Origin of the sequence: Lysinibacillus xylanilyticus, assembly GCF_001183605.1 — a bacterium.
Lineage (GTDB): Bacteria > Bacillota > Bacilli > Bacillales_A > Planococcaceae > Lysinibacillus > Lysinibacillus xylanilyticus.
In genome coordinates this window covers 304,692-319,463 of record NZ_LFXJ01000005.1, presented here as the reverse complement: position 1 = coordinate 319,463, position 14,772 = coordinate 304,692, and the positions used below count along the sequence as shown (strand labels likewise).

Sequence of the window (14,772 nt, the reverse complement as noted above, 5' to 3'; positions counted from 1 at the left end):
CCACCTCCGATGTGGTCCAAAGTTTAGGAAGGTTCAATAGTCGTTGAACGTTCATCTACGTTTCCATAGATGCTTCGCTGCTGATTGCCCAATCTTTTCTTTTTTCAAGCATTCACATCTAGCTTCGCAGCTTACGTTGTAGCAAGAAAAGCTCTAAGGGTGTTCCAGCAATTCACGAGATTTTAATCCCGCCGTTATAGGTTAACGGGATCCACCTTGTTCGACAAGATGAGTCAGCTTCGCAATATCATCTAACCATGATACAGAGCCAGATGATTTACCATTTACACCACGCGCTAAAGTGTTACGCGGACGTAATGTTGAACCATTCGTCCCTACACCACCACCGCGGCTCATAATTTCCATTACTTGCTTACGGTGATCACTGATTCCTTCACGTGAATCTGCTACAAATGGCATTACATAACAGTTGAAGAAGGTTACATCTGTTTCAGAACCTGCTCCGTATATAACTCGTCCAGCTGGAATGAATTTTAATGATACTAACTGCTCATAAAACTTCTCAAACCATTCTTGGCGTTTCTCTTGTGTTTTTTCAACAGAAGCAAGCCCTGTTGCATTTCGTTTTGCGATTTGTTCGTAAAATATTTCAAGAGGCTTTTCTAGCACGTCAATTGAACGCGTAATCACACCCGTTTCTTGCTCTTTTGGATCATCTAATGCACTACGGTAATCTTCCTCAATCAAAATATCTGCCGTTTTTGTAGACATATCAAGCTTTTGAATTGTCCCTAAACCACGTGCAGGGAATTTTGGATCTGACTTCACTGTTAATACGACGAAATCACCAGCTTTTAATGTTTTCTTCTCCGTATCCTTAAACGAGTAGCGATCGATCATCACAAGTCTTGATACACCTTTATGCTTAATGTGCATATCAGGCGTTACAGGATGCACCTGTGGAAATTGTTCAATATCTTTGTTTAACTGTTCAAATTTGTTTACTTCGGGTTGATGATTTGTGAGTACCATCGTTTTGCCTCCCTTATTTTCTGCTTTACAAATATAAATACACAATATCATGTGTCGTTAAACACTACATATTGTGTATGTTTCTTAAAAAAAGATACTATATATAGTTTTTTAATTCAACTCTTGCAATTTCGAACGGAATGCTAACTGCTTGTTACTACAAGGGTTGAACGCTAAAAAAATATTTTTCTTATACCATTTTTTATTTTTTGAAGTTCCAATCATCACATGCATATTTTTTTTCTTCTAGTGCATGTACATATTCTAATTGCTCCTCAGAAAGTGTAAATGGTTTTAAATCAATTTGCAACGATTTTGCAAAACCATCTCTAAAAGCTGTCACACATTGTTCAATAGTCACTGGTTCTTTAACAAGGTTATTGATAGCAACCGCTTTCTCTGGCATCTTTCTACGCATACGGTCCTTCGCCTCTTCACTTGAAAAATTGAAGACAGACAATAATTTTTCTTGATCTAAATCAAGTAAAATAGCTCCGTGCTGTAAAATAACACCTTTTTGACGAGTTTGTGCACTACCTGCTACTTTTTTACCTTCTACAACAAGCTCATACCAGCTTGGTGCATCAAAGCAAACTGCGCTTTTTGGTTTCTTTAAGTCTGCTCTTTGTTCTTCTGTATCAGGTACACTAAAATAAGCATCCATACCTAGATTATGAAAACCTTGCAATATACCTTCACTTAACACTCTATATGCCTCTGTCACTGATTCAGGCATATCTGGATAGCTTTCTGAAACAATGATGCTATACGTCAACTCATGTTCATGTAAAACAGCTCTACCACCTGTTGGACGACGAACAAAGCCTAGTCCTTGTTCTCTTACCGCTTCTAGATTAATATCTCTTTTCGCTTGCTGAAAATACCCAATCGAAAGAGTTGCTGGCTCCCATTCATAAAAACGAATGACTGGTGGGATTAAACCTTCACTATGCCAATCAAGTAATGCTTCATCTAAAGCCATATTAAAAGAAGGGCTACATTTCCCTGAATTTAAAAAATACCAAGTTGTCATATTTTCATCTCCTAAAAATATTAAATTAAACTTTGCGAATGTGTGCAAAAATAAGTCTCATCACAATTACGTGAGGTAGATTTCCATTTTGGCTGTGCGCTTTCTTGGTGGCGTCCGATGAGCCCAAAGGATTCTCTCAGCCTCATTTTAACACTCTGCGTTTAGTTCTATTCTTTATAAAAGTATCCCCCACCCTAATCCAAGAAAATAGTGGAATGGTTCTGTGACAGTTCACTAATATAATCCGTATTTATAAAGATAGATTAATTCTAGCCACAATCTAATTAATTTTATCAAACTCATTGGACTATCGCTAGCGCATCTTTTATAATAATAAAGAAGATAGAAAGGGGTAAGAAATTTTGAACATACTTATCACAATCGGTGTAATTTTAGTAGTCGTAATTGCATATATCGCTATCAATGCCCTTCGACTAAAAAAAGCCGTAACAAACCTAACACAAGAACAATTTATTGAAGGCTATCGTAAAGCTCAGCTTATCGACGTACGTGAACAAAAAGAATTTGATGCTGGTCACATTCTTGGCGCGCGCAATGTTCCTTCAACAACTCTACGTCAACGTTACAAAGAAATTCGCCCAGATTTACCAGTATATTTATACTGTCAAAATACAGGCCGTAGCTCACGTGCTGCTATGTTTCTTAAAAAACGTGGCTACAACCAAATTTACCAACTTCAAGGCGGCTTCCGTACTTGGACAGGTAAAATAAAGTCCAAAAAACAAAATTAAAAAATCGATAAGACATAAGTGACTAATATAAATAAATCTACTCATGAAAACTAAGTAAATTTATTTATATTTACCAATTTCACTTTGTTCTAACTTCTTTCAGCAGATGTATCAAAAATCTGTTGAAAGAAGTTAAAGCCTCTGGCAGATGTCACGGAAATCGGAAAGGAGTTCTTTGTGCAAGCACAAAGCCGATTCCGGACGCAATTATGCCGAGGCAAAATTGATACAAAAAGAAACCATCTCAAATAACTATGAGATGGTTTCTTTTTGCAAAAAATTCTGAGTTTCTACTATATTATATATATTGTATAACGTCTGACAAGTTAGTTCTACAGAAAAAGGAAAAGCAACGTGAGATAATATACTTATTACATTCCCATCACCAACTTATACAAAAGATCATACATTTTTAAAAATGCCATTCATAATTTTCAGAGATACACCACTTTAAACCGCGAATTATATATTATCCTTAAATTAACATATGTCTAAAAATACTATTTTTCGTTAAAAATTTACCTAGACGAACTCCAATCTTCTTTTTTTCTGAAAATAACTGAAATTTACTCTTGAATAATTAAGCAGGCACTGTTAGGATTTATAATATCTTAAAATAATGTCATCAAGACATACAATACAAGCTATGAATGCTATGGATAACACTATAGCAGGAGCAGTTCTGGAGAGAGCGCATTTTGCGTCGCCGAAGGGTTCACTATCTCAGGCAAAAGGACAGAGGAGTAATATCAACTTTCAACATGAAAGCTATACCATACGAATGTTTTCTTTTTTTTACATACAACATCCGTAATTGGTATTTGTTATTCTGTCGTTTACGAGACTAGTGTCACTACTAGTCTCTTTTTTATTTTCCAGTCATAGTTTTTACGTATCTTTGAGGGGGATCAACGTGGAACAACAACAATTAAAACGAGAGTTAAAAAATCGCCATGTGCAGCTCATTGCAATTGGCGGAACAATAGGTACTGGCTTATTTTTAGGATCAGGTAAAGCCATTGCTTTAGCGGGACCATCCATCATCTTTGCCTATCTCATTGTCGGAACCGCCTTATTTTTTGTTATGCGGGCATTAGGTGAACTATTATTATCAAATGCTGGCTATACATCATTTACTGATTTTGCATCTGAATACATAGGACCATGGGCAGGTTACATCACTGGCTGGACATACTGGTTCTGCTGGGTCATGACCGCTATGGCAGATATTATTGCTGTCGGCGTTTATACACATTATTGGTTTGATATACCTCAATGGGTGCCTGCAATTGGCTGTCTAGTACTGTTATTAATTTTAAATTTACTAACTGTAAAACTATTTGGCGAACTAGAATTTTGGTTTGCACTTATAAAAGTCATCACAATTGTGGCGCTGATTGTTATTGGCCTAATCATGTTATTTACAGGCTTTCAAACGAGCTCTGGCACAGTAACAGTTGAAAATCTTTGGGCACATGGTGGGTTATTCCCGAACGGCCTATACGGATTCCTAATGGCATTCCAAATGGTTGTTTTCGCTTTTGTTGGTGTCGAATTAGTAGGGGTATCTGCTGCAGAAACGGCCAATCCTAAAAAAAATATCCCTTCTGCCATTAACAAAATTCCATTACGCATTTTATTATTCTACGTAGGGGCATTATTTGTTATTTTATGCATTAATCCTTGGTATGAAATGTCTGCCTCAAGTAGCCCATTTGTACAAGTATTTACGCTAGCTGGTATTCCCATTGCTGCAGGTATTATTAATTTTGTCGTACTAACATCTGCCGCTTCGGCTGGTAATAGTGGTTTATTTTCTACAAGCCGGATGCTTTTTAATCTTGGAAACAACAAGCAAGCTTCGCCAAAGTTTGCAAAGCTTAATAAGAACAGTGTGCCAAGTAACGCACTCGTTGTGTCTGCAATTGTAGTTTCCGCCGGTGCTTTACTAAGTAAATTAATGCCTGAAAATGCCTTTAGTGTTGTAACGACGATTAGTGCTATTTGCTTTATTTGGGTGTGGAGTATTATTTTAATCTCTCATATCATTTATAAACGTAAAAATCGTGCACTTCATGAAGCATCGACTTTCAAGGCACCTTTTACTCCGTTTGTGAACTATTTAGTACTCGCCTTCTTTGCATTCCTATTAATAGTGATGTTCATTTCAGAGGCAACACGTACCGCATTACTGTTAACACCAATTTGGTTTATCATACTAATGATTATTTATAAAATGAAAAGAAAGAACTAATACGGTGAAATGAATTGTCCTGGATAGTGACACTTTGCAGAAAGTGATCCTATTCAGGGCTTTATTTTTTGCCCGAAAGCGAAACCACAGCAAAATAAACAAAAAGATGACTTCGTATATTTTACTGAAGTCATCTCTCTTTGATTGATTAAAAAATATTCATATTCCACTCGGTAGCGATATGCTTTAGTAAATTCACTCCGGCTACACTGTTCCCGATGTCATCGATTGCTGGCCCATAAATCCCAATGCCACAGCCAGTAGGAAAAGGTGAATCTAAGCCTGCGTGACTTGGCACAGCCGCTAAAATCGCTCCAGAGACACCACTTTTAGCAGGTAACCCTATAAATGCTGCAAATTTACCAGAAGCATTATACATACCGCAAGTAACCATCAATGCTTTCGCTAATTTCGCTACTTGCTTAGGAAATAGCTGTACATTTGAATGAGGATGATAGCCGTCATTGGCAATTACTAAACCAATCATTGCTAAATCCGAAACATTTACTTCAATAGCACATTGTTTCAAATAAACCTCCAATGCCTCTTCTACAGGACAGTCTAAAAAGCCAGAATCCATTAAATAATAAGCTAAAGAACGGTTTCGATTAGCAGTTTGCCACTCAGATTGATAAACCTCTTCATTAACTTTTAATTCCTTACCAACGATTTGTTCTAAAAATTGAAGGATTTTTGAAACCTTTTCTTGCGGAGAATTTCCGTCAAGCATAGAAGATACTGTAATTGCTCCTGCATTAATCATTGGATTAAAAGGTTTTCCAGGCTGATGGCTTTCTAGTCGAATGATTGAATTGAAGGTGTCACCTGTAGGTTCTACATCTACTCGTTCTAAAACATAAGATAATCCCCGTTCCATACACGCTAAAATAAATGTAACGACTTTTGAAACACTTTGCAGAGTAAAAAGTTCAGTTGTCTCTCCAGCTTTCATTTCCTCATTATTAGTACCGATAATCGAAATCGCTAATTGATTTGGATCTTTTTCCGCTAAAGCGGGAATATAACTTGCACATTTTCCCTCTTTAGCATAAGGACGAAACTGTTTCACCCATTCTGCCGCAAGGTGATTGTTATTATGATTGATATGATCTGTTGGCATTTTGTGATCTCCTTTCAAAAAATGGCATTTTACACCATAACTACTCAATAAGTACACTTTACTAAAAAAACTTAATAATAGGCAAAAACAGAGCCTCCATAGTTTACCCTATGAAGACTCTATATGGAATAACTTTTTACTGTTTTGGAGGCAAAGTACCTTCTGGAATTAACGAAACATAAGTCTCTCCATCCAGACGTTCCTTCCATTCTTTTTTAGCTTCTTCAATAAGTGCTGGATTGTCAATTAAATCAACAGCAGTACAAGCCATAATTTTTGCTGCCTGTAGCATCCCTTTATGCGCTATTGGCATAACCCCCTGTGATACAACTTGCCAAGTATGAAGTGGTGTACCAAGTGCCATACATACCGTTGTACATTGAACAGTTGGGACATTCCAGCTTACATCGCCAACGTCCGTTGATCCACCCAATATAAACTCAGGTAGGACACTTGGAATGTGGTTAGCAATAACTTTACCTTGTAGCTGCGTGACATCATCTTTTTTTAGACCAATTAACGATGTTGCCTGAATTTCAGGAGAAAATGTATTAAAAATCGCTTGGGCATGCTGCTCGTCTTCTATTGTATAAGTTGGCATTCCTAAATCAAGTATTTGTTTTTGCATCGCATCATAAAGTGTTTTATTTGGAATAAGATTTGAAGCAGCTCCCTCGAAGGCAATTTCTAACGATGTTTCAGTCATTAACGTTGCGCCTTTAGCAATATTTTTAACACGTTGATAAATCTCTTGTACTTGATGCTTTTTAGGCGCTCTAACTAAGTATGTCACCTCTGCATATGGTTGAACAACATTTGGAGATGTTCCTCCTGTATTTGTAACCGCATAATGCACGCGCGCTTCTGGAATGATATGCTCACGTAAATAGTTTACCCCAACATTCATGAGTTCAACTGTATCTAATGCACTTCTTCCTAGATGTGGTGCTGCTGCTGCATGTGCACTTTTCCCCGTAAACTTAAAAGTTGCCGCATAGTTTGCTAGAGAGCTACAAGTCATAACTTTGAGCAGGTACTGTTTAACAGATAACTAATTAAAGTTGTCTGTTTTTTTCTCCAAATTATACTGACACATTATAGTAAATTTGGTATAGTTTTATACGAACTAAATATTACATATTGAGGGAGAGATACTATGAAGAAATTTTTCAAATTTGGATGTGGAGGAATAATAGCCTTAATCATTCTAGGGGTAATCATCGCTGCACTTGGAGGCGGTGATGATTCAACTAAGAATAAAAGTGATAGCACTGATAAAAAGATTGAAACATCAGCTAAACCTCAAGAAAATGCAGAAGAATCAAAAGAGGCAAGTGTTCCTAGAGAATATAAATCAGCGTTAAAGAAAGCGGAGTCCTACGCAAAAACTATGAAAATGTCAAAGGCAGGTATTTTTGACCAGTTGACTTCTGAACACGGAGAGAATTTCCCTGTAGAAGCAGCTCAATACGCTATCGATAACATTGTTTTTGATTGGAAAGAAAATGCATTAAAAAAAGCTCAATCATACTCAGAAACTATGAACATGTCAGATTCGGCTATTTATGACCAATTAATTTCAGAATACGGAGAGAAATTTACTCCAGAAGAAGCTCAATACGCGATTGATAATTTAAAATAAGTAATACCCTCCACACTAATTATTGTGGAAGGCACGCCAAAGGTCACTCAAATGAGTGGCTTTTTTAATTGCATAAAAAATAGGCACCTATTAATAAGCACCTTTCATTTGTTAATTTGATTTAAAAGTAATCCCTCAACCTTTGTTTTAAGCGTCTGTTTGGCAAAACGTAATACCTCATCTTCACCCGCTGTTTTTACGATCACATCGCTAAAATGTTCATCTACATTTACCCACCTTTCGATCCTTGTAGTCCGGTTGCCCCTGTACCTCCCTTAACTCCCTGTGGACCAGTTGCTCCTGTATCTCCTTTAGCACCTGTTTCACCTTTAACACCTTGGATTCCTTGTGCGCCTGTAGCACCTTTGGACCCTGTTAATCCAATTGGTCCAATGTCACCTTTAATCCCTTATGGTCCTTGCAAATCTACAACAGCTTGCATTGCTTCAATCAATACGAATTCACCTTGGTTTGATGGCTGCTTTAAGGTGACTGTGTAACCATTAGTCTCGATGAAGGCATCATTTGGTTGCTTGTTACCGCTGATATAAACAGCTACAGCATTTAATGCCAACTGGATAAACAAAAGCAGCATTCCATGTAAAGACTGTTTGACCTTCAGTTGTTGTAAATTTTCTTTGGAAAACAACATATGATTGTCCGTTTCCCGCTGGACCTTGCACACCTTGTATTCCTTGTGGACCTCTATCACCAGTTGCTCCCTTAGGTCCGGTTAAACCTAGAGGACTGGTATCTCCTTTTCACCTTTAAGTAAAGCTAATTGAGAGGATGTTAAATCAATATACACGAAAGGATTTCCCTTATCGCCTTTGACTCCTGTTAAACCGATAGATCCCTGTGGTCCTGTATACTGCGCGAAAGCGAAGCGGCAGCGATAAAAGCGCCCAGTCGGAACGGAAATCAACCTCTCATTTTATAAAAGAGTCATTTAATAAGACACCTTATTGTCATTAACACAATATTTTTTAACATTATTAAACCCCGAATAAATTTCATTATCCGGGGTTTGGGTTTAAACTATTTTTTATAAATCGTTTTCATACATTTTCTTATATAAAATTTCTAATTTCTTCGAGAGTTTACCATATGCAGTTTGCCAAGCTTTACGAGCAGCTGCGTTATCGTCCTTAGCTGGTACGTAAAGAGCATGAACCTCGGCTACTTTTTTCAAGTCACTCTCGGCCTGAGTTAGCTTAGAATAATTTTTCACGACGCTCTTTTCAGAAGCACTAAGACCATCATATGCTGTACGAATTTCTTTTACTTTCGTCTCCAAATCATCAATATATTCACCATTTACAAGTAGTGAATTAATTGATTCTACCAATTTCAAAGCAATTTCATTTGACTGTTGTTGGCCTTGATCTTTATCTATAATAGATTGTCGTATTTGTGGACTTACTAAACTCATTTGTTTTGATGTAAGCTTATCAAAAGCTTTGATGACAGTTGATGGGTTACTATTAAATGATTTTTCATATGTCTTTATAAATGATTCTACTTTTTTTACATCGGAAACTGCAGTTGTTAAGATGGCAGCATTCGAAACACGTTTTTTATCGCTAGAGCTCAGCTTATTATATTGAGTTGAAAGCTCTTTAATTCTTTCCATTGAAACTGTATACGTATCATTTGAGACAATAGTTGCAATTTCATTATTTAATTTAGTGATATCTGGTGTATTCCCATCTTCTAAACGATTATTGAGCAAATCTTCATATTGCTGCTTTGCTAAATGCTGTTGGTTTGCAGGTAGCTTTGCATAAGCAGTTTGTACTGTTTGAATTTTTTTTGCTTGCTTCGTAACATCAGTTTCTTCTCGTGCGGTTTGCACTTTTTTATGGAATGACTTCACACCAGAAAGATCTTTACTAGCAGCTGTTAATAAATAATAGTTTGTTACATACTTTCGTCCAGCGGAAGATAGGTTTTTATATTTTGTTGTTGCTGCATTAACAGCAGATTCAAATTGTACAAATGTATATTTCGTTACATCAGCAAGCTTATCAACTTCAGCCTTTAAAGCCAATGCAGCAGCTTTATCAGCAGGTTCCTTACCATTTAAATCAACTGTAATAGTCGGTGGATTCAATAAAAAATCGTTTGCATTATAAACAAGTGATTGTTGTAAACTAGTTAACTTATTATAAGCTTTCAATACATTAGTGTAGTTAGTTTTCAACTTACTCTCAGCTACCCCTGGCGTTACTGATAGCTTTTTATAGGCGTCCATGTCCTTAATAATTTTTTCAGCTGCTTTAAAATCCTTTTGTAAAGTTACCATGCTATCATATCCGACAATTTTAGCCGCTGAATTTTTCGTTAAGCCCTTATATTCATTAATAATACGGTTTACATTACTAACATGACTTTGCCAAGTAGTTACTGACGGATCAATTGGGTAACTGTCATCAGCATCGCCTACATAATTGTCAATCTCGATATTTAATCTGTCAATTTGACTGTTTTCTGCGTTTTCCGCTTGAAGTAATGTATTCATATATTTTGCTGGTACAAGTTGAAGTTGTTTATAAGTTAACTTTTCATAAGACGTACGTATTGATTTTGCTGTAGTCACCTGTTTGCTAGGTGAATCATTTTGTGACAGCTTATCGAAAAGTTTAATATATTGTTCAACCTTTTTAATATCCGACTTAGCATCACTTAAAATTGTTTGATTTTGAACAGTTGCTCGGTAATTTTGAGATAATTTTGCTATATCCTTTTCAATTGTTTCAACTGCAGCTTGTAAAGATTCTTTGCTAGTAGGTACATACTTCACAAAAGAATTTTCATATGTTAATAATTCTACAATTGCCTGATTTATTCTTCTAACTTCTTTAAATTCATCGATATCTGTCGGATCTTTCAATATGGTTTTAATACTATTGTATAAAGCATCATTTAGATCTAGGCTTCGTTGTAATAAATCAAACTTATCATAAGCCTCTTCAATGTCTTTTAAATATTTTGACAGATCCTTTTCATTAACTTCATTAACCTTATCTACTTTCTCATTTAACTTGCTAATTAAATCTACATCTGCAGCTGCTCTCTTTAATACATCATAATTTGTCACATTTGCTTTTGCTGCAGTTGATAGTGCCTGATATTTACTTTCTAATTCCGTTACTTTTGCCTTAAAAGATTCTAGACTTGTTACATTATATTTGTTGTCAGTTATTAGTAAAGTTTTAATTTCATCAATCATTGAATCAGAAGGTTCATTAGATACTGATATCACAGCAGAAACATCTGATTCTACTAAAGAAGCTCCTACCTTTGCCTTTACTTTAACAATGATATCTTTCATGCCTTTTTCCAAAGCATCTTTAGGAATAGTGTATGTGTCTTTTGTAGCCCCTTCAATTATTGTGAAGGATTCACCAACTTTATAAAACCATTGATAGCTATATGTAATTTGACTATTTTGTAACTTTGCACCTTCAACATCGGTTACAATTGCACCCGCTACTTGTACCAATTCACCAGGTACTGCATAGTTTGAACTACTATCAATTCTAGGTGGAGTTATTGCAAGTTTTAGTTCTTTAATCGAACGGGGTTCACTCTTATATTTTTCATCTTTTGTTGTAGTAGCTTCCACGAAAACTGCTTTGCCTGCCGCTTCTACTGGTATTATAAATGTAGCTGATGTTGCACCAGAGATTGGTTTTTTCGTTGAATCGCTGGAACCATCTACATAGTACCACTGGTAACCCTTGACAATCGAATTTGCTGGTAAGTTTTCGATAGACGCTTTTAAAGTTTCATTTACTATATTTTGTCCTGTGACGGAAACTGTATCGGCTCCCGCCGCCCCTGCAACTGTTGGCACAATAAGAGCTACTGGAATGGCTGCTGCTGTGAAAAGTAATTTTTTATTCAAATTTTCATACCTCCTCTATCATCTATTGAATTATATCGGTTACATTTTTAATAATTCTCTTTATTTTATAGATTAATTTAAAAAGTGAATATCCTCCCATTCCAATATGAGAAATAATAATCTTTTGATTTTATATTAAAATTCATACTAATTATTTTCTCCTACGTATTGTTACAGCAAATGCCATTTACTTGAGTTAATGAGCTCCTAAACGAGTAAACAATAGACGTCATCGAATGAAATTGATTCAAATAAATGACTTGAATGATATTCTCTTTACACCTCACATAAAGAAGATGTTTCCAGTTTTAATAAAAATATGTATAATACAACTATTATTAGGATAAGCAAACAGGGAGCTTGATGGATTATGGAAAACCTCTATGAACCTAGTTTAACAAGCAATGATGTAGACAGGACAAGAAGTTACGAAATTAGTCATCTATTTTTTGTTGCTATGTTTGGTGGCATTTTAGCCATTACCTCATTAGGTATACAAAATGCTAGATGGCTAAAAATCGAGAAAAAACACATACAGTTGTTAATAATTATTAGTTTTGTACTTATTATTGCGAAGCTTGCAGTAGTTTACGCAATTGGGCAACAAATAATAGCCATAGATAAAAAGTCGATCATATTTGTTGACCGACTTTTCGGGATTGCTTGCTTTTTCATCTTCTTTGTATTTCTAAATAAGCCCTACAAAGCACATTTAGCTGTAGATGGTGAACCTGAATCATTGCGGAAGTCAGGCTTTATCGCATTCATCGACTCTAGCTTACTCGATGCTTTGGTTACGATATTCTTACTAGCACTTTTAGAATGGAGATAAATATTTAATGAGTGATTACGAAGAATATGAAGAATCATCCTTTGAAGTTATCGAGCATTATTTTGGTATAGGAAAATACCCCCAAGTTATAGAACTTATTAACGAGGAATTACATAACAATATTGAAAATAGCTGGCTTTGGTATATGTTAGGTTACAGTAATTATGCAATAGACGAGTTTGACAAGGCTGAAGAACAGTTTCAAGAAGCAATGAGATTAGGCTATGATGAGGCAATCATCTTTGATTTACTTGGCCATCTTTACATGGAAACCAGGCGATGGCAAGAAGCGGAAGAAGCCTTTCTTGAAGCTCTTCGCATTAATCCAAATGATGCAGGAACACATGCTGGCTACGCTGTTTTAATGAAACAAACAGGACATCGTGAAAAAGCAAAATTATTAATAAATAAAGCATTAGAATTAGATCCAGAAAATTCTTATGTGTTACGTAGAAACTTAATTTTAGAAGGTATGAATAGAAATAAAGAGCAACAAATCCTTGCATTAGAACAATATATGAATTCAACAGATAGAGAATCGTCCAAATTGTTGACCCTTGGAAAAAATGCCACACTCCGAAATAATAAAAAAGAAGCGAAAGAATATTACAGACAAGCTTTTCTTTTAAATCCTGAGGATCAAACATTGCTATCTATATTAAAAGAAATGGAGATTACAACCCACCCACTACTAGCGCCTAATCGTTTTATAGAGCGTTTAGGAGGTCCCGCTATCATCTGGCTTGTAGGAATTGGGCTAACCTTTTTGTTACTAGCATTAGGCTTTGATAGTTTAGCAATGTTATTTCTACAATGTTATGTAGTACTTACACTTTATACATGGATTTCAGTTCCATTGGTAAAGAGATTAAGAAAAATAAAGGGGTATCGATATGGATAAAGTAAAATGGTTACAGCAAATGGTGGAACAAAGTCCAACTGACCCACAAGCACACTACTGGCTTGGAAAAGAACTTGCTGAAAACGGTCGTTGGCTAGAAGCTGTACAATCGTATTCAACAGGAATATCTCTTTGTACAGATGATACATTACGTATGGAAATCATTCATGAATTAACAAAAGCGAGTGTACAAATTCAGCAAACGAATTCAATGGATTTCCAATCCCCAGTTAATGAGCGGGAAAGTCCTGATTTAGATGGAATGAACGAGACTGAAGAAGCCGTTGCCTCTTCAGCTGAAGTGTTATCAGGAGTGAATGTCAAAACAGAAGATACTGAGTCAGAACAAGACAACGAACTAGTGGCTTTTGAACCTAAGTTAAAAGTTATTGATAGTGAAGGGCCTAAAAAAGCCGTAAAAAAAGGTAAGGAGCAAATCACTTTTGCGGATGTCGCTGGCCTTGATGACTTAAAAAAGACAATTAATTTACGTATTATTAGCCCATTTTATAACAAAGGTCTATTTGCAAAGTTCCGAAAAAAAGTAGGCGGTGGCGTTCTCCTCTATGGTCCCCCTGGTTGTGGGAAAACCTATATTGCTAAAGCAACTGCTGGCGAATGCAAGGCTAATTTCTACCCTGTACATATTACAGATATTTTGGGCTCCTATACGGGGGAAAGTGAACAAAATTTAAAAAGCTTTTTTGATAAAGCACGCTTTCAAAGACCAAGTATTATGTTCTTTGATGAAGTAGATACCCTTGGTTATAGTCGCTCAAATTCTTCAGAGAGTACTAGAAGCCTGATTAATACATTTCTTACCGAGATGGAAGGAATTGATACAAGTACAGATGAAGTGCTTGTCATGGCAGCTACGAATACCCCATGGGATATTGATACAGCCTTAAAGCGTCCTGGACGGTTTGATCGTCTTATTTTTGTCGCTCCACCGGATATAAAAGCGAGAGAGCAAATTTTTAAATTGAAGCTAGAGGGAAGATATGCTGAAGAAATAGATGTAGCAACACTTGCTGCCCAAACCGAACTTTTCTCAGGTGCAGACATTGAAAATATAATTGAATTAGCTACTGAAAATGTACTTGCGGAAATTTTAACAACTGGTGATGAACGTCCAATCATGACTGATGATTTATTACACGTTTTAGAAGGGTTGCGCCCCTCTACATTAGAATGGTTACGTACTGCAAAAAACTACGTGAAATACGCAAACCAATCAGGGTTATACAATGATGTTGAAAAATATCTACGTACCCATGCTAAACGCATTTAAAGAATGACATCAAAGAGGAATCTCCAGTGATAGTTGGGATGCCT

At 36.1% G+C, this 14,772-nt stretch carries 10 protein-coding genes, 2 pseudogenes and 1 riboswitch; of the genes and pseudogenes, 6 read left to right on the top strand and 6 right to left on the bottom strand.

Annotation, left to right across the window (positions count from 1 at the left end; all coding sequences use genetic code 11):
• Positions 1 to 204: 204 nt before the first annotated feature.
• Together ACZ11_RS04670 and ACZ11_RS04665 are read right to left on the bottom strand one after the other, a co-directional pair.
• Positions 205 to 993: pseudogene (locus ACZ11_RS04670) on the bottom strand (ribonucleotide reductase N-terminal alpha domain-containing protein); the annotation flags it as partial.
• Between the two features lie 202 nt (positions 994 to 1,195).
• On the bottom strand, positions 1,196 to 2,026 hold the full coding sequence (locus ACZ11_RS04665) for a lipoate--protein ligase family protein (RefSeq protein ID WP_049664146.1): 831 nt from the start codon (positions 2,024 to 2,026) through the stop codon (positions 1,196 to 1,198).
• A 362-nt stretch (positions 2,027 to 2,388) separates the two neighbouring features.
• Between ACZ11_RS04665 and ACZ11_RS04660 the strand changes: the two genes are divergently transcribed.
• Both ACZ11_RS04660 and ACZ11_RS04655 read left to right on the top strand, forming a co-directional pair.
• Positions 2,389 to 2,778, top strand: coding sequence for a rhodanese-like domain-containing protein (locus tag ACZ11_RS04660; RefSeq protein WP_049664144.1), 390 nt, complete (start codon positions 2,389 to 2,391; stop codon positions 2,776 to 2,778).
• A gap of 672 nt (positions 2,779 to 3,450) precedes the next feature.
• A riboswitch (glycine riboswitch) is annotated at positions 3,451 to 3,527 on the top strand.
• Positions 3,528 to 3,691: 164 nt separating this feature from the next.
• A complete protein-coding gene (locus tag ACZ11_RS04655; protein ID WP_049664143.1) occupies positions 3,692 to 5,032 on the top strand; it encodes an amino acid permease in 1,341 nt (446 codons plus the stop codon).
• A 148-nt stretch (positions 5,033 to 5,180) separates the two neighbouring features.
• On the opposite strand, the gene ACZ11_RS04650 is transcribed toward ACZ11_RS04655, so the two are convergent.
• Entirely contained in the window at positions 5,181 to 6,152 is a 972-nt protein-coding gene (locus tag ACZ11_RS04650) for a glutaminase (protein WP_049664141.1), read from the bottom strand.
• Positions 6,153 to 6,288: 136 nt separating this feature from the next.
• Positions 6,289 to 7,176 (bottom strand): annotated as a pseudogene (locus tag ACZ11_RS04645) (peptidase dimerization domain-containing protein); the annotation flags it as partial.
• A gap of 132 nt (positions 7,177 to 7,308) precedes the next feature.
• Here ACZ11_RS04645 and ACZ11_RS04640 point away from each other — a divergent pair.
• Positions 7,309 to 7,794: an Ltp family lipoprotein gene (locus tag ACZ11_RS04640; protein WP_049664140.1), complete on the top strand. Its 486-nt coding sequence runs from the start codon at positions 7,309 to 7,311 to the stop codon at positions 7,792 to 7,794.
• Positions 7,795 to 8,203: 409 nt separating this feature from the next.
• Here ACZ11_RS04640 and ACZ11_RS26170 read toward each other — a convergent pair whose 3' ends face one another.
• Together ACZ11_RS26170 and ACZ11_RS04620 are read right to left on the bottom strand one after the other, a co-directional pair.
• Positions 8,204 to 8,380, bottom strand: coding sequence for a hypothetical protein (locus ACZ11_RS26170; RefSeq protein ID WP_161804434.1), 177 nt, complete (start codon positions 8,378 to 8,380; stop codon positions 8,204 to 8,206).
• Positions 8,381 to 8,839: 459 nt separating this feature from the next.
• Positions 8,840 to 11,704, bottom strand: coding sequence for a hypothetical protein (locus ACZ11_RS04620; RefSeq protein WP_049664136.1), 2,865 nt, complete (start codon positions 11,702 to 11,704; stop codon positions 8,840 to 8,842).
• A 370-nt stretch (positions 11,705 to 12,074) separates the two neighbouring features.
• Between ACZ11_RS04620 and ACZ11_RS04615 the strand changes: the two genes are divergently transcribed.
• From ACZ11_RS04615 to ACZ11_RS04605, 3 genes are read left to right on the top strand one after another with little or no spacing between them, the layout of a single operon-like run.
• Positions 12,075 to 12,536 carry a hypothetical protein gene (locus ACZ11_RS04615; protein WP_049664135.1) on the top strand — a complete coding sequence of 154 codons (462 nt, stop codon included), beginning with the start codon at positions 12,075 to 12,077 and terminating at the stop codon, positions 12,534 to 12,536.
• A 7-nt stretch (positions 12,537 to 12,543) separates the two neighbouring features.
• Complete coding sequence (locus ACZ11_RS04610) at positions 12,544 to 13,437, top strand: tetratricopeptide repeat protein (protein ID WP_049664133.1); 894 nt, start codon at positions 12,544 to 12,546, stop codon at positions 13,435 to 13,437.
• On the top strand, positions 13,430 to 14,728 hold the full coding sequence (locus tag ACZ11_RS04605; RefSeq protein WP_049664132.1) for an AAA family ATPase: 1,299 nt from the start codon (positions 13,430 to 13,432) through the stop codon (positions 14,726 to 14,728). Before ACZ11_RS04610 ends, ACZ11_RS04605 begins: the two co-directional genes overlap by 8 nt.
• The last annotated feature ends 44 nt before the right edge of the window (positions 14,729 to 14,772 follow it).